At 70.8% G+C, this 18037-nt stretch carries 15 protein-coding genes and 2 pseudogenes; 11 read left to right on the top strand and 6 right to left on the bottom strand.

Annotated elements, in window-relative coordinates; genetic code table 11:
* The coding region (locus tag ACXAHD_RS02430) for a HAMP domain-containing protein (RefSeq protein WP_475048282.1) at positions 1 to 2170 on the bottom strand (2170 nt) is incomplete at its 3' end.
* 111 nt (positions 2171 to 2281) lie between these two features.
* Between ACXAHD_RS02430 and ACXAHD_RS02425 the strand changes: the two are divergent.
* Positions 2282 to 4360, top strand: a pseudogene (locus ACXAHD_RS02425) (SpoIIE family protein phosphatase); the annotation flags it as partial.
* Positions 4361 to 4437: 77 nt separating this feature from the next.
* On the opposite strand, the gene ACXAHD_RS02420 reads toward ACXAHD_RS02425, so the two are convergent.
* Positions 4438 to 5694: an FAD-binding oxidoreductase gene (locus ACXAHD_RS02420; protein WP_475048279.1), complete on the bottom strand. Its 1257-nt coding sequence runs from the start codon at positions 5692 to 5694 to the stop codon at positions 4438 to 4440.
* Positions 5695 to 5815: 121 nt separating this feature from the next.
* Here ACXAHD_RS02420 and ACXAHD_RS02415 point away from each other — a divergent pair, with 121 nt between their 5' ends.
* The gene (locus ACXAHD_RS02415) at positions 5816 to 7903 is read left to right on the top strand and encodes a S9 family peptidase (RefSeq protein ID WP_281552158.1); all 2088 of its coding nucleotides are present in this window, start codon (positions 5816 to 5818) and stop codon (positions 7901 to 7903) included.
* Between the two features lie 156 nt (positions 7904 to 8059).
* Positions 8060 to 8416 carry an STAS domain-containing protein gene (locus ACXAHD_RS02410; protein WP_281552157.1) on the top strand — a complete coding sequence of 119 codons (357 nt, stop codon included), beginning with the start codon at positions 8060 to 8062 and terminating at the stop codon, positions 8414 to 8416.
* Here the strand turns inward: ACXAHD_RS02410 and ACXAHD_RS02405 are convergent.
* Positions 8334 to 9785, bottom strand: coding sequence for a CynX/NimT family MFS transporter (locus tag ACXAHD_RS02405; protein ID WP_475048300.1), 1452 nt, complete (start codon positions 9783 to 9785; stop codon positions 8334 to 8336). The two genes, ACXAHD_RS02410 and ACXAHD_RS02405, sit on opposite strands and share 83 nt — an antisense overlap.
* 110 nt (positions 9786 to 9895) lie before the next feature.
* On the opposite strand from ACXAHD_RS02405, the gene ACXAHD_RS02400 reads away from it, so the two are divergent.
* A complete protein-coding gene (locus ACXAHD_RS02400) occupies positions 9896 to 10597 on the top strand; it encodes a FadR/GntR family transcriptional regulator (RefSeq protein WP_281552155.1) in 702 nt (233 codons plus the stop codon).
* Between the two features lie 147 nt (positions 10598 to 10744).
* Here ACXAHD_RS02400 and ACXAHD_RS02395 read toward each other — a convergent pair whose 3' ends face one another.
* On the bottom strand, positions 10745 to 11416 hold the full coding sequence (locus ACXAHD_RS02395; protein WP_475048275.1) for a hypothetical protein: 672 nt from the start codon (positions 11414 to 11416) through the stop codon (positions 10745 to 10747).
* 195 nt (positions 11417 to 11611) lie between these two features.
* Here ACXAHD_RS02395 and mscL point away from each other — a divergent pair, with 195 nt between their 5' ends.
* From mscL to ACXAHD_RS02365, 6 genes and pseudogenes are all read left to right on the top strand, one after another.
* Complete coding sequence (gene mscL, locus ACXAHD_RS02390) at positions 11612 to 12016, top strand: large conductance mechanosensitive channel protein MscL (RefSeq protein WP_281552153.1); 405 nt, start codon at positions 11612 to 11614, stop codon at positions 12014 to 12016.
* A 328-nt stretch (positions 12017 to 12344) separates the two neighbouring features.
* The gene (locus tag ACXAHD_RS02385) at positions 12345 to 12635 is read left to right on the top strand and encodes a hypothetical protein (protein WP_278173204.1); all 291 of its coding nucleotides are present in this window, start codon (positions 12345 to 12347) and stop codon (positions 12633 to 12635) included.
* A 7-nt stretch (positions 12636 to 12642) separates the two neighbouring features.
* Positions 12643 to 12996 carry a hypothetical protein gene (locus tag ACXAHD_RS02380; protein WP_281552152.1) on the top strand — a complete coding sequence of 118 codons (354 nt, stop codon included), beginning with the start codon at positions 12643 to 12645 and terminating at the stop codon, positions 12994 to 12996.
* A 151-nt stretch (positions 12997 to 13147) separates the two neighbouring features.
* Positions 13148 to 13783: pseudogene (locus tag ACXAHD_RS02375) on the top strand (DUF6642 family protein); the annotation flags it as partial.
* A gap of 327 nt (positions 13784 to 14110) precedes the next feature.
* Positions 14111 to 14908, top strand: coding sequence for a helix-turn-helix domain-containing protein (locus tag ACXAHD_RS02370; RefSeq protein WP_289211516.1), 798 nt, complete (start codon positions 14111 to 14113; stop codon positions 14906 to 14908).
* Positions 14862 to 15059, top strand: a complete 198-nt coding sequence (locus ACXAHD_RS02365) for a DUF397 domain-containing protein (RefSeq protein ID WP_416591171.1) — start codon at positions 14862 to 14864, stop codon at positions 15057 to 15059. Before ACXAHD_RS02370 ends, ACXAHD_RS02365 begins: the two co-directional genes overlap by 47 nt.
* Positions 15060 to 15146: 87 nt before the next feature.
* On the opposite strand, the gene ACXAHD_RS02360 is transcribed toward ACXAHD_RS02365, so the two are convergent.
* Entirely contained in the window at positions 15147 to 16055 is a 909-nt protein-coding gene (locus tag ACXAHD_RS02360; protein ID WP_289211515.1) for a serine hydrolase, read from the bottom strand.
* A 7-nt stretch (positions 16056 to 16062) separates the two neighbouring features.
* Entirely contained in the window at positions 16063 to 16968 is a 906-nt protein-coding gene (locus tag ACXAHD_RS02355) for a LysR family transcriptional regulator (protein ID WP_281552148.1), read from the bottom strand.
* Positions 16969 to 17095: 127 nt separating this feature from the next.
* Here ACXAHD_RS02355 and bla point away from each other — a divergent pair, with 127 nt between their 5' ends.
* Entirely contained in the window at positions 17096 to 18013 is a 918-nt protein-coding gene (gene bla, locus ACXAHD_RS02350) for a class A beta-lactamase (protein ID WP_281552147.1), read from the top strand.
* Positions 18014 to 18037: the final 24 nt, after the last annotated feature.

Here is an 18037-nt window from a genome sequence, read left to right as displayed (position 1 = left end):
CTTCGCGGGCGACGCGGGTGACTTCGTCGGCGAACGACGACAGTTGGTCGACCATGGTGTTGACGGTCGATTTGAGTTCGAGGATCTCGCCCTGTGCGTCGACGGTGATCTTCTGGGAGAGGTCACCCTTGGCGACGGCGGTGGTGACCGAGGCGATGTTGCGGACCTGGCTGGTGAGGTTGGAGGCCATCGAGTTGACGTTGTCGGTGAGGTCGCGCCAGGTGCCGGAGACGCCCTTGACCTGGGCCTGGCCGCCGAGTTTGCCCTCGGTGCCGACTTCGCGGGCGACGCGGGTGACTTCGTCGGCGAACGACGACAGTTGGTCGACCATGGTGTTGACGGTCGATTTGAGTTCGAGGATCTCGCCGCGTGCGTCGACGGTGATCTTCTGTGACAGGTCGCCCTTGGCGACCGCCGTGGAGACCTGGGCGATGTTGCGGACCTGGGCGGTCAGGTTGGAGGCCATCGAGTTGACGTTGTCGGTCAGGTCCCGCCACGTCCCGGCCACCCCGCGCACCTGGGCCTGGCCGCCGAGTTTGCCCTCGGTGCCGACTTCGCGGGCGACGCGGGTGACTTCGTCGGCGAACGACGACAGTTGGTCGACCATGGTGTTGACGGTCGATTTGAGTTCGAGGATCTCGCCGCGTGCGTCGACGGTGATCTTCTGGGAGAGGTCGCCCTTGGCGACGGCGGTGGTGACCGAGGCGATGTTGCGGACCTGGCTGGTGAGGTTGGAGGCCATCGAGTTGACGTTGTCGGTGAGGTCGCGCCAGGTGCCGGAGACGCCCTTGACCTGCGCCTGGCCGCCGAGTTTGCCTTCCGTGCCGACTTCGCGGGCGACGCGGGTGACTTCGTCGGCGAACAGCGACAGTTGGTCGACCATGGTGTTGACGGTCGATTTGAGTTCGAGGATCTCGCCGCGTGCGTCGACGGTGATCTTCTGTGACAGGTCGCCCTTGGCGACCGCCGTGGAGACCTGGGAGATGTTGCGAACCTGACTGGTCAGGTTGCCGGCCAGCTGGTTCACGTTCTGCGTGAGGTCACGCCACGTCCCGGAGAGCCCGCGGACCTGGGCCTGCCCGCCCAGCTTGCCCTCGATACCGACCTCGCGGGCGACCCGGGTGACCTCGTCGGCGAACCACGACAGCTGATCCACCATCGTGTTCACCGTCGACTTCAGTTCGAGAATCTCACCCTGGGCGGCGACGGTGATCTTCTGTGACAGGTCGCCCTTGGCGACCGCCGTGGAGACCTGGGCGATGTTGCGGACCTGGGCGGTCAGGTTCGACGCCATCGAGTTGACGCTGTCGGTCAGGTCCTTCCAGGTGCCGGCCACGTTCGGCACCTGGGCCTGCCCGCCCAGCTTGCCCTCCGTACCGACCTCGCGGGCGACCCGGGTGACCTGCTCGGCGAACAACCGCAGCGTGTCGGTCAGCATGTTGATCGTGTCGGCGAGCTCGGCGACCTCACCCTTGGCCGACACGGTGATCTTCTGCGACAGGTCGCCCCGCGACATCGCGGTGGCCACCTGGGAGATCGACCGGACCTGGTGGGTCAGGTTGGAGGCCATCGAGTTGACGTTGTCGGTCAGGTCCTTCCAGGTGCCGGAGACCCCCTTGACCCGCGCCTGGCCACCCAGCTTGCCCTCGGTGCCCACCTCCCGGGCGACCCGGGTGACCTCGTCGGCGAACGACGACAGCTGGCCGACCATCGTGTTCACCGTCCGGCCGATCCGCAGGAACTCGCCGCGCAGCGGCTGTCCGTCGATCTCCAGCTCCATGTGCTGGGACAGGTCACCTTCGGCGACCGCCCGGATCACCCGGGCGATCTCGGTAGTCGGTCGACCCAGGTCGTCGATCAGCGCGTTGATCGCCTGGTGGTTGTCCGCCCAGGCGCCGCCGAAGCCCTCCTCGTCGAGGCGTTCGCTGAGCCGGCCGTCCCGGCCGACGATCCGGCTGATCCGGCGCAGGTCCAGGTGCTGACGTTCCTGCAGCGAGACCACCTCGTTGAAGGCGTCGGCGACCTCGCCGGCCACCCCGACCCGGCGGGGCAGCCGTACCTTCAGATCCCCCTGCCCCACCCGGCGCAGCGCCTCGGCGAGCTCGGTCAGCAGCGCGGTCTCGTCGATCGCCGGCCGTTGGTCGGAGGACAGCTGTTTCGCGCTGGTCATAACTCCTCGCTCAGCTCTGGGAGTGGGCTGACCTCATCATTGCTCGACTACCGTGGCAGATGCGAGGCGCATGCCCGCACCAATCTGTCAGGGGATCGGAGGAACCGGCAGGTGACAGCTAGGGCCGAGCGTTCCGCCACCGGCACCGGGAGTGAGCATGTCCGGCGGGTTCGCCTGCCGGCCGACCGACGGACCCCGGCCACCGCACGTGCGGTGGTCAGGTCGGTACTGTCCGAAGCTGCCCTGGATGAACTGATCAACGAGGCGCTGCTGCTCACCACCGAGCTGTCCACCAACGCGGTCGTGCACGCCGGCACCGAGCTGATCATCGAGGTGGTGGCCGACCCGGTCGGGCTGACCGTCACGGTCACCGACTTCGCCGCCGGCCCGATCGAGAACGTCGCCGCGCTGCCCCGCAACGAGCGGCAGAACATCTCCGAGGTGTCCGAGCGGGGCCGGGGCCTGCTCCTCGTCGACCACTTCGCCAGCCGGTGGGGCACCACCCACCTGCGCACCGGCAAGGGGGTCTGGTTCCGGCTCGACCGGCACGGCACCCCACCGGCACCGGACGACTGGTTTCCGCCGGTGCCGGCCGGCACCCGGCTGGCACCCGCCGCCGACGATGATCACCACACCCGGCCGCCGGCCGCGCCCAGCGCCGGGACACTCGCCGCGCTGATGCAGGCCGGGCCGGAACCGCATGCCGACGATCCGCTCGCGGACCTGGCCGGCAGCCTGCTCGCCCGGGTCGCGGACCTGGTCGGCGCGGCCGGTGGCACCGTCCGGCTGGACCGTGGCGACGGCAACGGGGTCCAGATCCTGGCGCGGTACGGCCGGCAGCCACGCTCCGGTGAACTGCTGCGCGTACCGCTGACCGTGCACCGGCCGTACTCCGGGGAACTCGAACTCGACGCCGCGCCGTCGGACTACGCCCGGCCACTGGCCGCGCTTGTCGCCGAGCGGCTTTCGCTGCACCTGGAGAACGACCGGCTGCGCCGCGCCGACCTGCGCCGGCAGACCTGGCTGACCTTCCTGGCCGAAGCGAGTGAACTGCTCGCCCAGTCACTCGACGTCGACCTGACGATGGCGCTGATCCCGCAGCTGGTGGTGCCCCGGCTCGGCCGGTGGTGCGCGGTGCACACCGCGGACGAGTGGGGCCAGCTGCAGCTGGCCGCCGCGAGCCACACCGACGAGACGGTCCTGCCCGCGCTGCACGCCACGCTGCGCGAGTCCGGCCCCGACTCGGTGCTGGCCCGGCTGCGGGAGGCGTCGCGCAGCGGATCACAGGTGCCGCTCGGCGCGCCGATGGAGGGCTTCGCCGTACCGCTGGTGGCCCGGGGTCAGCGGCTCGGCACCCTCGCGGTCGGCCGGCACCAACGGCACCGACACGACCCGGACGAGGTGTCGGTCCTGGAAGACGTCGCCCGGCGGGCCGCGCTGGCCATCGACAACGCCCGGATTCATCAGGAACGCAGGCGGGTCGCGCACACCCTGCAACAGTCGCTGCTGCCGCCGGGACTGCCCACCATCGGCGGGATCGGGCTGGCCGCCGAGTACGTGCCCAGCGGCGACGCGGTCGAGGTCGGCGGGGATTTCTACGACGTGGTGCCGCTGTCGGAGGGCCGCTGGCTGGTGGTGGTCGGCGACGTGTCCGGCAAGGGGGTGCAGGCCGCCACCGTCACCGGCCTGGTCCGGGACGTCATCCGGGTGCTGGTACGCGACGGAAAGGCGTTGCCGGAGGTGCTGGCCCGGCTCAACGACACGCTCGTCGAGCGGGGCGGCGGCCGCTACTGCACCCTCGCGATGGCCGCCGTGACGGTGACCGCCGACCACCAGCTGGACGTCCGGCTGCACCTGGCCGGCCACGACCGGCCGGTGCTGATCAGCGGGTACGGGCAGGCCCGGTTCGTCGGTGCCGGCGGCACGGCGCTCGGGCTGCTGGAGGAGATCGTCGCGCCGTCGGTGGATCTCAGTTTGGCACCCGGCGACTCGCTGGTCTTCTACACCGACGGGATCACCGAGCGGCGCAACGGGCGGGAGCTGTTCGGCGCCGAGCGGCTGCGCCGTGCCGCGGCACCGCTGGCCGGCTTCTCCGCCGACGTGGTGGCGGCCCGGCTGCGCACCACGACGCTGGACTTCTCGGTCGAGGCACCTCGCGACGACATCGCGATCCTGGTGGTACGCAACGAGCCGGCGACGAAGGCCGGCCCGGCCGGCCTTCGCCGCCCACCCAGACCAGCGCGTGACCGACTGACCGGGTGACCCGGTCACGACCCGCCGGTGAACCGGCCGGGCGCCAGCCGGTGCTGCGGGTCGAACCGTTGCTTGAGCTCAAGTAGCCGGGGCAGGCCCGGCCGGTGGCCCCAGATGTCGACGGCCTGTCGGACCTCGGCGGGCGCGGTCAGCACCACGCAGCTGCCGCTGCGCGCCAGCAGCACCGACCGAACCGTCGCCAGGGTCTCGGCGACCCGCTCCGGCGTGGTCGACCCGGGAAGTACGGCGTGCACCAGGCCGGTGCCGACCGAACCGCGAACACCGATGGGTGCGCCGACCGCGTCGCGCACCGCGTAGATCGCGGCGTGCAGGTGCGCGGCCGGTACGTCGAGCCGCAGAGCGATGTCGCTGGCGGTAAACGGGTAACGCCGCCACCAGACCGGCGGTCGGGCGGTGTCGACGGCGTCCCCGCCGAGCAGTGCCGCCGCCCGGCCGGCGCGTTGCCGGTTCAGACCCGGCTCGCCCTCGAACAGCACCGCGAGCTGCCCACCGGGCGGCACCTGGGACGGCCGGACGGTGCGCGCGGCGTGTGCCGGCAGGTCCAGCTCGACCGCCACCGGGTGCAGCCCGTCGACGGTCAGCTCGCCGACCAGGTCGCGTACCTCCAGCGGGGTGTGCACGGTACGTCGCACCCAGCGTCGGTCGGCCGGCACCGGCTGCAGCCGGACCGTCGCGGCGACCAGCACCGCCAGGGCCCCCTGCGAACCGCAGAGCAGCTGGGGCGGTTCGTCACCGGCGTCGTCAGTCTCCGACGCCGCCCGGACCAGCCGCCCGGCGGCGTCGACGTAGTCGACCCCGGTGACGTGCCGGCACGGCGGACCGTGCCGGTGGCTCAATGGTCCGGTCTCGTCGGTGGCGACGATCCCGCCGACCGTCGCCGACGCGGAGGGCGGGTCCAGCGGCATCCGCCAGCCGGCCCGGCCGACGGCCTGCTGGGCGGTGTGCAGCGGGGTGCCCGCGCCGACCCGGACGGTGCGTGATCCTGGCGGGCGGTGCCAGACGCCGGCCAGCCGGGAGGTGTCCAGCACGATGTCCACCTGGGACGGTGGAGTCCACCAGTCCAGTTTGCTGCCGGAGCCGCGGGGGATCAGGGTCAGATCCCGGTCGGCGCACAGGCGCAGCACCTCGGCGGTCGCCGAGGCCGTGCCCGGTGCCGCCACCCAACGCGGAGCGGCGGCCGCCACCTCGTCGTCCGGGCCGGCGTCGCGCACGTGCGCGGCACCACAGATCTCAGCCAGTCGAGCGGCCACGTCCTGAATCACCGTCGAGTCACCCCCCGCGCTGATCGTACACGTGTTCTAATCGATCCGGATTGGCCGTGCGGCGTGCCGCCGCGACCGGGCGGCCCGCTCCGGGCGGTACCGTGGCCGGGTGACGACCCAGACACCGGTTCCGCCGACCGCCAAGCGTGTCCCGACCGAGCGCGTCCACCACGGCGACACGGTCGTCGACGACTACGCCTGGCTCGCCGCCAAGGACGACCCGGACACGATCGCCTACCTGCAGGCGGAGAACGCCTACACCGAGGGTGCCACGGCACACCTCGCCGCGCTGCGCGAAACACTGTTCGGCGAGACGAAGCGGCGTACTCAGGAGACCGACCTGTCGGTACCGACCCGCAAGGGCGACTACTGGTACTACACCCGGACCGTCGAAGGCCAGCAGTACGGCATCCACTGCCGGCTTGCCGTCCGGCCCGGCGATTCGGCCCCGCCGGCCACTGTCGACGGCGTGTCGATCGACGGCGAGGAGATTCTGCTCGACGGCAACGCCCTCGCCGAGGGGCATGACTTCTTCGCGATGGGCACCTTCGACGTCAGCCCGGACGGCCGCTGGCTGGCGTACTCCACCGACTTCTCCGGCGACGAGCGCTTCACCCTGCGGATCAAGGACCTGGCCACCGGCGAGGTGCTGCCCGACGAGGTGCCGTCGACCTTTTACGGCACCGCCTGGTCGGCCGACGGCAGCGCGCTGTTCTACCTGACCGTGGACGACGCGTGGCGGCCGTACCGGGTCTGGCGCCACCAGATCGGCACCGGCGCGGACCGCGACGTCATCGTCCACCAGGAGGACGACGAGCGGTTCTGGGTCGGCGTCGAGCTGACCCGCTCCGAGCGGTTCATCCTGATCGACGCGCACAGCAAGACCACCAGCGAGGTACGGGCACTGCCGGCCACCGACCCGACCGCCGAGCCTGTGGTCATCGCCCCGCGCCGGCAGGGGGTGGACTACTCGGTCGAGCACCATGGGCACCGGTTCCTGATCCTGCACAACGACGGCGCGGAGGACTTCGCCCTCGCGTACACCTCTGTGGACGCCCCCGGCGACTGGGTGCCGCTGATCGGGCACACCCCCGGCACCCGGCTCGAATCGGTGGACGCGTTCGCCAACCACCTGGTGGTGTCGCTGCGTACTGACGGACTGACCGGGCTGCGGGTGCTCCCGGTCGGCAGTACCGACACCTTCGACATCGAGTTCCCCGAACCGATCTACAGCGTCGGGCTGGACGCCAACCCCGAGTACACCACCACCAGCCTGCGGATCCGGTACACCTCGCTGATCACCCCCGACTCCATCTACGACTACGACCTGGTCACCCGTGACCTGGCGCTGCGCAAGCGCAAGCCGGTGCTCGGCGGCTACGACCCGGCCGGCTACGAGCAGCACCGGGAGTGGGCGGTCGCCGACGACGGCACCCGGGTGCCGATCTCGGTGGTGTGCCGCGCCGGGACTCCCCGGGACGGTTCCGCGCCGTGCGTGATCTACGGGTACGGGTCGTATGAGATCAGCATGGACCCGTGGTTCTCGGTGCCCCGGCTGTCGTTGCTGGACCGTGGCGTGGTGTTCGCCGTGGCGCACGTGCGGGGCGGCGGTGAGCTGGGCCGGCGTTGGTACGACGACGGCAAGATGATGGCCAAGAAGAACTCGTTCACCGACTTCGTGGCCTGCGCCCGACATCTGGTGAAGGCGGGCTGGACCACCTCGGACCGGCTGATCGCCCGGGGCGGTTCAGCCGGCGGGCTGCTGATGGGCGCGGTGGTCAACCTCGCCCCGGACGCGTTCGGCGGGATCGTGGCGCAGGTGCCGTTCGTGGACGCGCTGAACACGATCCTCGACCCGACGCTGCCGTTGACGGTCACCGAGTGGGAGGAATGGGGCAACCCTCTGGAGGACCCCGACGTGTACGCGTACATGCGCTCGTACACCCCGTACGAGAACGTCGCCGCCGTCGACTACCCGCCGATCCTGGCCGTGACCAGCCTCAACGACACCCGGGTCTTCTACCACGAGCCGGCGAAGTGGGTGGCGAAACTGCGCGCGGTGGCTCCCGGCGGGTCGTACCTGCTGAAGACGGAGATGGGTGCCGGTCACGGCGGCCCGAGCGGGCGCTACGACGCCTGGCACGAGGAGGCCTTCGTCACGGCCTGGATCCTGGACCGGGTGGGGCTGGCCGGCTGACCCGGCCGGCGGACGGGACCCGCCGTCGCCGCGATGACGTCGGTCGCGGCGGGTTCCCGACGGCCTGGGATTATGGTTGCTGAGCAAGGAACTCCCGGTCCTGCGCGGACGACAGCAAGTGGAGTACCGTTCGAGCGGAATGGCTGGAGGTCTCGAATGTCCCTGACGGTGCAGACGGAGCAGCGTGGCGACGTCGTCGTCGTGTCGGTCGGTGGTGAGTTGGACATGGCCACCGCACCCCAGCTCCAGGACCAGATAACGGATCTACTGGACAAAGGTCGCAGTCGGCTGGTCTTCGATCTGGCCGACGTGTCGTTCTGCGACTCCACCGGTCTGTCGGTCTTCGTCCGGGCGAAGAACGGGTGCGACGAGGCCGGCGGCGTCGTCCGGCTCGCCGCGCCGCAGCGCGGGGTGCTGCGCATCCTGGAGGTCAGCGGCCTGGTCGAGGTCCTGCAGACCTTCCCGAGCGTCGACGAAGCGGTCTCGGCGCCACAGCCGGCTGCGGCCGACTGACCGAGGCGGTGCCCGCCTCGTCCTCGATCCAGCGGGGCCGGGCGATCGCCCAGCCCGTACCGGTCTGCACCAGCAGCGCCACACCGAGCAGCGCGATCGGCACCAACCAGCCGCCGGTCTGCTCGTACAGCAGACCGACCGAGAGCGGGCCGAGCGCGGCGATCAGGTAACCGGTGCTCTGGGTGAACGCCGACAACGACACCACGCCGGCCCCGGTCCGCGCCCGGAGCCCGACCATCGCCAGCGCCAGCGGGAAGGTGCCCTGACCGAGCGCGAGCAGCACCATCCACACCAGGGCACCCTGGTACGGCAGCCAGAGCAGCCCCGCGTAGCTGAGTGCGGACGCCACGGTGGTGCCGAGCACAAGCGGCCGCAGGCTCGACATCCGGGTGGCCAGCGTCGGCATCAGCAGCGCGATCGGCACAGCGACCGCAGTGACCCCGGCCAGCAGCAGCCCGGCGGTCTCCGGTCGGAAACCGGCGTCGCGAAACACCTGCGCCAGCCAACCCATCTGGGCGTACGCGCCGAACGACTGTGCGCCGAAGAAGCCGGCCATCAGCCAACCGAGCCGGGTCCGGCCCGGTCGGATCACGGCCGTCGCGCCCGGCCGTGCCAGCGGTCGCTCGCCGACGGTGCCGCTCGCCGGTCGCTCGCCGACGGTGCCGGGCGTGCCGGTCGCCGGGCGTCGTCGGTCCCGCCAGGCGACCGGCACCCAGAACGCTGCGGCGGCGACGGCGATCAGCGCCCAGAAGCCGAGCCCGGCCCGCCAGCTGCCGGCCGCGTGGGCGATCGGGACCGCGGTACCGGCCGACACCGACGCACCGATCGTCAACGACATCATGTACGCGCCGGTGACCAGGCCGGCCCGGTGCGGGAAGTATTGCCGGACCAGCATCGGCAGCAGCACGTTCGCCACCGCGATTCCGGCCAGGGCCAGGGCGCTGGTCGCCACGAACAACCAGGCGGAGCTGATGGTGACCCGGAGCAGTTGACCGGTGGCGAGCGCCGCCATCGAGGCCACCAGCAGCCGCGGTGGCGAGAATCGGCGGACCAGCCACGGGGTGAACGCGCCGACCGAGGCGAAGGCCAACGCCGGCAGCATGGTCACCACGCCGGCCAGCAGGCCGGACAGTGCCAGGCCGGTACGGACCTCGTCCAGCAGCGGGCCGAGGCTGGTGATCGCGAGCCGCAGGTTGAGCGCGACGAGGATCATCGCGATCAGCACCACGACTGTGCCACGCCGGGCGGCCCCGGTGGTCGCCGTCCCGGCCGGTGCAGTGGCCGGCACCGGCTGGATCCGCCCAGTCGTGGTTGGCCCAGTCGTGCTTGGCCCCGACACGGCCCGCCCCGATGAGGTCTGCCTCGGCATGGTCGACCCCGGTGCGGTCCGGGTAGCCGGGCGGCCGGTGAGGGCGGTTGGCGGAGTCATGTCGACCATCCTAAAATCATGGGATGATTTATGGTCGGGTGATGTAACGGATGACACCCTCGGCAGCTTCCCCGTCGGCACCTGCCGGCCGGTCCGGCACTTCCCGCAGGTCCCGGCAGACTCTGGTCCGCCAGGCGATCGACTCGTTGCGCGAGCAGATCGCCGCCGGCGACTGGCCGCTCGGCACCCGGATCCCGACCGAACCACGGCTGGCCGAGGCGCTCGGCGTCGGGCGCAACACGGTCCGGGAGGCGGTACGCGCGTTGGTGCACGCCGGCGTGCTGGAGTGCCGACAAGGCTCCGGCACCTATGTGATCTCCACCGACGAGTTGGCCGGTGCGGTGGCCCGCCGCTGTGCCTCCGCCGAGTGGCGGGAGACCGTGGAGGTCCGCCGGGCGTTCGAGGTCGAGGCGGCCCGGCTGGCGGCGCAGCGGCGTACCCCGTCGGACGTGGCGTCGCTGGACGCAGCGCTGGCCGACCGCGAGGCGGCCTGGCGCGGGGGCGACCTGGCCCGGTTCGTCGACGCGGACCTGACGCTGCACCGGGCGATCATGGCCGCCTCGCACAACGTGATGCTGTCCGAGCTGTACGACTCGATCGGCGCTGCGATGCGGGCCACCGTCGCCGAGGCGGTCGGCCCGGACCTGCACCCGGACCGGCACGTCGACCACGCCCGGCTGGTTGCGGCGATCCGCGACGGTGACCCGGAGCGGGCGGCCAGCGAGGCGGCCGCCTACCTCGGCACCGACTGACTCGCGACGCTCACGCAAGACTGACCCCGCGACGCTCACGCCCCGAGGGCCGGACCCCGGGGGGCGGGGCCCGGCCCTCGTACTGACCAGCGGCGTTGCGCGGTAGTGGCGCGCTGCTTCGGTGCTGCTGCGGATCGGTGCGGTGGGTCAGCTGTTCCAGTGCTGGGCGACTAGCTCGGCGGCCTGGGTCTCCCACTGCGCGTAGTGGAACGGGAACGCCGACACCTGGACGGTCTGGGCGGCCTCGGTCAGCGGCATGTCCTGCCAGCCGTCGACGGCCCTGAGCCCGTTCAGGAACGCGGTGGTGGAGTACTCGACGTCGGTGATCTGCTCGACGGTGCCCCAACCCGACGACGGGCGCTGCTGGAACAGGCCCTGCGAGTCGTGGTCGTTGCGGTCACCGAGGTGGCCGAGGTTCTCCAGCTTGGACTCCTGCAGGGCGGTGGCGATGGCGACCACGGCGGCCCGCTCGTCCATGCCGGCCTTCTTCGTGGCGGCGATGATGCCCTTGACGTTGTCGGTCTGCTCGCCGGACAGGGTGATGCGGGACTGTTCGCCCTGCACGCCGTGCGGGGTCAACTTGCCGGTGTCGACGCGGTCGCCGGTGTCGACGCGGTCGCTGGTGGCGACGCGGTCGCTGGTGGCGCCGGTGTCACTCGTGGTGACGGCGGTGTCCGTGGTGGCAGCCCGGACGCCGGGGGTGTGCTGGGCGGCCAGAGCGGGGGCGGCGATCGCGCCGCCGGCCATGGCCAGCCCGGCGATGCCGAGGGCGGTGTTCCGCAGCTTGTCGCGGAGGGTACCGGTGATGATCGTGTTCATGGGGGGTCCACCTCTCCGTGCCGGGGGATCGCCGTTCCAGGTGGTGCGGGGGCGGACCATGCACAACGACCGCCGGTCACCAGGCATTCCACCCCGTGGCCGGGGTCGGGCAGCGGGGCGTGCGCCGGCGGGGCGGGCAGATCGTCGCGGTAGGTTGTCGACCGATATTCCGCTCAGCTGCCGGGAGTGCCCCTCATGATCAACGGCTTCAAGAATTTCATCCTGCGCGGGAACGTTGTCGACCTGGCGGTCGGCATCGTCATCGGTGCGGCGTTCACCGCCGTGGTGACCCAGTTGACCAAGTCGTTCCTGGAGCCGTTCATCAGGCTGCTGGCCGTACTGCTGACCGGCGAGGAGGGCATCGGCGGTGCTGGGTTCACGGTCCGTGGCGTCGTCTTCGACTGGCCGGCATTCGTCAACGCGGTGATCACCTTCGTGCTCACCGCCGCCGCGCTGTACTTCCTGGTCGTCATGCCGATGAACCGGCTCGCGGAGCGTCGGCGTCGGGGCGAGGAGCCGCCGCCGGCCGCGCCGAGCGAGGAAATCAAGTTGCTGACCGAGATCCGGGACGCCCTGGTGACCCGCCGCACCGACCGGTGATTCAAAGAGCTATCCGTGGTTGCCTTGTTACTCCCAGCACTTGAAAAGTGGCGGCGACGGGACGTGATCTGCGTGACACTTGACGCATGGAGCAGCTAGCCGGGATCACGTCCCAGGACTGCGCAACCCCTACCCGACCTGTCGCCGACCTTGGCCGACCGACCGCCCAGCCCGCTGGTGGGCGGGCGGTAGCCACCCTTGTCCGACCCCGCTGCGACGACCCCACCTGCGGTACCTGCTACCAGCGGCCGGAGACGGACTGACCGCCGTGCCCGGGTCGGTCGCCCGATCCGGTGGCCACCCGCCACTGCCGTATCCTCTCGAACAGATGTTCGATAGGGTCCGTCGGGTGGAGCAGCGTAAACACTGGTGGAACGGCAGTTGGGGACGGCTGGCCCGGCGGGACGTGTTCCTCCGCGCCGACGCCGACAGGTGGTTCGTCGAGGCCCGGGTCGGCGGCGCCGAGGGCAGGTCCCGGTTCACCGAGTACGACACCGAGGAGTCCGCGTACGACGCGGTCCGTCGCCTGATCGACGGCCCCGGCGCCTGGCGCGAGGTCTCCGACGGACGGTTTGTCGCACGCCGACACGGGGAACCGGACGTCCATGAACGCGGCTGACGCATCTGTGACAGACCGGATCACCACCGGCATGCCGGTGGTCGACGCACGGGGCGAGAAGATCGGCACGGTCGCCCTGGTCCGTCCGGCGGATCCGAACGCGGTGACGGTCGAAGGCGCCGTCGATCCGCAGGACGCGATCGGTGACGAGGTGCCCCACCCGGAGGTGGGCGACGAGCCGGCCACCGCGCCCGACGTGGCGGCCCGGCTGCTACGTACCGGCTTCATCAAGATCAGCACGACGGAGCCGGCGGCGCTGCCGGGCGGTGTCGGCTACGCCAGCGTCGAACAGTTGGCGGCGGTCGACGCCGGGGTGGTCCGTCTAGCGGTGCCCCGGTCCGAGGTGACACCACCGGCCTGACCGGCGGTATGGTCACTGACCGGACCGACAGGTGGGTGGCGGGCCCCGACCCGGCTGCGAACCGGGCGGTCTGGCCGGCTGTGGACCTGGCAGTCCGGCCGGCTGCGACCTTGGGCGGTCCGGCGGGTGGTCCGCGACGGTGGGAGGCGACGTGGCGCGCGGTGGTGTCTTCTGCATCGAGGGGCAGTGGCATCGCGACCTGAACGAGCGCGGCTCGGTGCTGCCGACCCTGGAGCTGCTGGAACGGCTCAGCCGGATCCGGTTCATCCACCGCGACGCCGCCACCCCCGACGAACTCGCCTACTTCCTGGACCGCTGGCTGCTGCGCCAGTACGCCGACTACCGGGTCGGCTTCTTCGCCATGCACGGCGAGCCGACCAAACTGTGCCTGACCGAACGGCACCACGTCGACCTGGACGACGTGGCCGAGCAGATGGCCGGCCGGTGCGCCGGCAAGCGGCTGTACTTCGGCAGCTGTTCGGTGCTGCGCGCCTCCGACGCCCGGATGCGCGAGTTCCTCGCCACCACCGGGGCCTCGCTGATCTGCGGCTACACCCGGGAGGTCGACTGGGTGGAGTCGGCGGCGTTCGAGACGGTGCTGCTCGACGTGCTCGCCAACGGGGTCTACAACAACGCCGCCGAGCTGCGGATGGGCTCGTCGCACTGGGCGCCACTGGCGGCGTACCTGGGCTTCCGGATCGTCTACGCCAACGGCCGGACCTGGCGCCCGGCCGGCCGACAACGCGCGTCAGCCGGCCGGCAGCCGGGACCGGCGGGGCCCGAGCAGGCAGCAACCGGCACCCAGCAGGTGCCGATACAGGGCGGCAGGGCCAGGAGCGGCGCGCGGAGCAGGCCTTCGGGCATCGCACGGAAAGATCGATAGCGAGCCAGGTCCACCTGGCCGAATCTGCTTGCGGTCGAGCGCGATTCTCCGCCGATTCCGCCGTTTCATGACACTGGTCATGATCAATTGAGAAGTGGTCGGGCGGGTGCTGTCGAGTTGTCGACTTCCACCCTGGACTGTGACGCGCCGATGCCGGAGGATCGGGGGCGTGAGTTTCGCTTCTTGAATCTGTGAGGTGACACGTTGAGCGATCCGAATGAATTTCGACAAGTGCTGAAGCAAATGCGAATGCAGCTCGGGATGTCTCAGGATGCGCTCGGTGCGGAGGTGCACATCAGTGGTTCCCAGATCGGGAACTACGAGTCAGGGCGGCCGATCCCACCCGACGACGTGCTGGCTGGCCTGGTCGCTGTGCTCAAGGCGGGGCCCGAGCTGCAGGAGCTTGCCGAGCGGGCACGCGGTGAGGCGGTCGCGCCCTGGCTACGGTCCTGGGTGGAGAACGAGCGCCGAGCGGCCATCATGCGTACCTGCCATGCCAATCTCGTCCCCGGGCTGCTGCAGACCGAGGCGTACGCCCGGTCGGTGATCGCGGCCGGGCCGCACACCGAGGTCCAGGTCGAGGAGATTACCCGGGAACGGATGGCGCGGCAGGCGGCGACCCTGGGTCGCGAGGATCCGTTGCTGTTGCACGCGATCATCGGCGAGGCGGCGCTGCGGATCGGTGACTCGGTGATCATGAAAGAGCAGCTGGATCACCTGGTCGGGGTGGGATTCCTCCCCAACGTCGTGGTGCGGGTGGTGCCGTTCTCGGCAGGGCCGCATCCCGCGCTGACCGGCGCGTTCGAGATCGCCACCCTGATCGAGGGAGCAACCGTCGTCTACCGGGACAGCGTCGACGAGGGAGAGGTGGTCACCGGGCTTGCGACCGTACGCAACGTGCAGCGAGCATGGGAGTTGGTGTCCGCACGGGCGCTACCGTGTGACCTGTCCCGTGACCTGATGATGAGGGTGGTCGATGACCATGAGCACCGAATTGAACTGGCGAAAGAGCACCCGGAGCGGCACTAACGGCGGGTCCTGCGTGGAGGTGGCCGATAACCAGCCGGGTCGGGTGTACGTCCGGGACACGAAGGACCGCGACGGCGGAACGCTGGCCTTCGTGCCGGCGGCCTGGCGTGGGTTCGTCGACCTGGCCAAGCGGGCCGGCTCCGCAAGCTGACCGTATCAAGATCAGGTGAGCGCTATGGACCTCACCCCGCTGTTGAGAGGTCCATAGCGCTCACCTGATCTTGGGATGTCGGTCGGGTCAGCCGCCCACCAGCCGAAGCTCGTCGTGCAGACTGCGGGCGACGTACGCCATCGAGGCCTCGGCCGCCGGCTGCACCATCGCCGGCACCCGGGATTCGGTCAGCGCGGCGACCGCGTAGATCTGGCCGTTGGCGTGTTCCACGACGCCGATCTCGTGCCGCAGGTTGAGCAGGGTGCCGGTCTTCGACGACCAGCGGGCAGCATCGGAGCTGAAGTCGGGCGCGAGTCGCTGTCGCAGCACGTTGTCACCCATCAGTTCGCGGACCCGGCCGGCAACCTGTTGGTTCATCGTGGCCGGCAGCCAGAGTTCGTGCAGGAGGTCGACGAAGGCGCGGGCCGATCCGGTACTGGCCCGGCTGACGTCGAGTTGGGCGACCGGGTGGCCGTGACCGGCGGTTGCCGCGCCGATGGCCAACGACTGCGCCAGGTGACTCTCCTGCGGGGCGAACCGTTCGGCAGGGGTGTCGGTCAGGTCACTGATCGGGTGCCGGACGATAATTCCGGACAACCCGAGCCGGCGCAGCCCGATGGTGACCTCCGCTGGCGGCGTGAGGTCGAACAACGCGTCGGCGGCGGCACCGTCGCTGATCGCCGTACTGAGATAGAGCAGGTCCTCGAGGGCCACCGTGGCCGGGTGGCGGAACTTGCTCAACCCGGTCGGGCCGGGCACAGCGACCCGGTTCGGGCGCACCAGGGTCGGCGCCGCCGGATCGAGTTCCCCCCGGTGGATCCGGTCCAACGTGACTACCGCCAGTGGGACCTTGACCAGCGATGCCGCCGGGAACTCCAGGTCGGGGTCGATGCCAAGTTCGTCGCCGGTACGCAGATCTCGGACCAGGACGGAGCCACGGAGTCCCGCCTCGTCGAGGGTGGCTCGTGCCAGCCGCAGCACCTTGGCGACGCCCATACCTTCCTCACCGTTGCTCGTCGGGCGGGGCACCGAGGCAGGTCCGCACTACGGCGTCCGGTAGGTCGTGCAACCGCCGGGCGTCCTCGGCCAACCCGGCCGCGATGTCGTAGCCTCGGGCGAACACCTGCTCGCCGATCGGGTGCCAGCGCAGCCCGAGATCCCGGGCCTGACTGGCCGAGCAGAGCAACAAGTCGCCGCTGTCGCCGCCGTACACGTCGGCGAGCGCGGCGACGAGTCCGGTGGCGATCCTGACCTGCGCGGGTGCCAGACCAACGGACTGGGCGAGGCGGACCATCCGATCCCGTACATGCGGGACGTCGTCTTCAGGCTGAATCCAGATCCGGTTGCCGGCCCGGTCACGCCGAAACCGACCAGGGCGCAGCGCGGCGAGGAAGATCGGGTCGGCGGCGTCGCCGGTGGAGCCGTCGGACGAGCCGGCAAGCCCCAGCGGTACCTGCCACCGGCTGCCGTCGGGTGCCACGGCGAGCAGCGCCGCGCGTACCTCCAAGCCGTGGACCAGGTCGGCGCGCTCCGCCGGATCGGCGGGGACCAGATCCAGTTGCAGGCCGTCGGTCCGGGCTTCGGTGACCAACCGGGCCAGCCGCCGGGGCGGGCAGATCGCCGGAACGGCCAGCCGGAGCGGGCGCAGTCGGGCCTGCTCGGCGTTGTGTTCCAGGGTGTCCGCGAAGTCGACCAAGCGCCGGGCCGAGGGCAGCACGTCCCGCCCGAAGGCGGTCAGGGTGACGGCGCGTGACGAGCGGTCGAACAGCCGGGCACCGAGGTGCTGTTCGAGGGTGGCGATCCGCCGGCTGGCCACGGACTGCGGGATGCGGGCCGCCGCAGCGCCGATGGTGAAGCTGCCGTGGGCGCTGACCGCAACGAAAGCCCGGCAGGCGGCCACCACGTCCACGGCAGCTGATTCTATGCCCGGTTCTATGCCGAATCAGCATCAGAACGCGCACCGTCGTCTTTTACCGCATCCGACTCCTCTGCCAGGCTGACTGACATCCCAAGTGCACCTGGAAAGGATGCTTCGCATGACCTTGCGTACCTGTGTCCGTATCGCCGTCGCGGTGGTGGCGCTCGTACCGCTGGCGGGCTGTGCGACCTCGGGGTCGCCCGACGCCGCCCCGAGCGCTGTCGGGCAGCCGACCACGACGGCGACCACCGGCGCACACCTGGTCGAGCTCCGACGCCTGGAGGAAAGCTTCGACGCCCGGCTCGGCGTCTACGCCGTCGACACCGGCACGGGCCAGACTGTCGAACACCGGGCAGACGAGCGGTTCGCGTACGCCTCGACCTTCAAGCCACTCGCCGCAGCCGCAGTGTTCGACCAGACCACCGGCGCCGAGCTCGATCAGGTGATCCGTTACACCGCCGACGACCTGGTCACCTATTCACCGATCACGGAACAGCACGTCGACACCGGCATGCCGCTGCGCGACATCGCCGACGCGGCGATCCGGTACAGCGACAACACCGCCGGCAATCTGTTGCTGGAGCAGCTCGGTGGCCCAGACGGCTTCGAGAAGCGGCTGCGGGAGATCGGCGACGACGTGACCGATCCGGACCGCTGGGAGACCGAGCTGAACGACTACACCCCGGGCGACCCCCGGGACACCAGCACCCCGCGGGCGCTGGCCGGAAGCCTGCGGGCGTACGCCGTCGGCGACGCGCTCGCCACGGACGACCGGGACCTGCTGGTCGACCTGTTGGTGGCGAACACAACCGGTGACGAGCTGATCCGGGCCGGCGTGCCGGATGGCTGGCGCGTCGGAGACAAGACCGGTGCCGCCGGATACGGCACGCGCAACGACATCGCCGTGATCTGGCCGCCGGCCGGCCAACCGATCGTGCTGGCGGTGCTTTCCGACCGGGAAGGCCCGGATGCCGGGTACGACAACGCGCTGATCGCACAGGCCGCGCGGGTCGTCGTCGCCGAACTGCGGCCGTGAGATCCGGGTCCGGCTGTGAGACCC

This window comes from Micromonospora sp. ABR4_055 (genome assembly GCF_056160425.1).
The sequence above is the reverse complement of the archived record's forward strand: the minus strand, read 5'-3'. Positions and strand labels throughout refer to the sequence as shown.

Excerpts from the sequence above, each read along its gene's own strand:
- ACXAHD_RS02410 (WP_281552157.1), top strand. The coding sequence starts at position 8,060 with ATGTCCCTGACGGTGCAGACGGAGCAGCGTGGCGACGTCGTCGTCGTG.
- ACXAHD_RS02405 (WP_475048300.1), bottom strand. The coding sequence starts at position 9,785 with ATGCCGAGGCAGACCTCATCGGGGCGGGCCGTGTCGGGGCCAAGCACG.
- ACXAHD_RS02400 (WP_281552155.1), top strand. The coding sequence starts at position 9,896 with ATGACACCCTCGGCAGCTTCCCCGTCGGCACCTGCCGGCCGGTCCGGC.
- ACXAHD_RS02395 (WP_475048275.1), bottom strand. The coding sequence starts at position 11,416 with ATGAACACGATCATCACCGGTACCCTCCGCGACAAGCTGCGGAACACC.
- mscL (WP_281552153.1), top strand. The coding sequence starts at position 11,612 with ATGATCAACGGCTTCAAGAATTTCATCCTGCGCGGGAACGTTGTCGAC.
- ACXAHD_RS02385 (WP_278173204.1), top strand. The coding sequence starts at position 12,345 with ATGTTCGATAGGGTCCGTCGGGTGGAGCAGCGTAAACACTGGTGGAAC.
- ACXAHD_RS02365 (WP_416591171.1), top strand. The coding sequence starts at position 14,862 with ATGAGCACCGAATTGAACTGGCGAAAGAGCACCCGGAGCGGCACTAAC.
- ACXAHD_RS02360 (WP_289211515.1), bottom strand. The coding sequence starts at position 16,055 with ATGGGCGTCGCCAAGGTGCTGCGGCTGGCACGAGCCACCCTCGACGAG.
- bla (WP_281552147.1), top strand. The coding sequence starts at position 17,096 with ATGACCTTGCGTACCTGTGTCCGTATCGCCGTCGCGGTGGTGGCGCTC.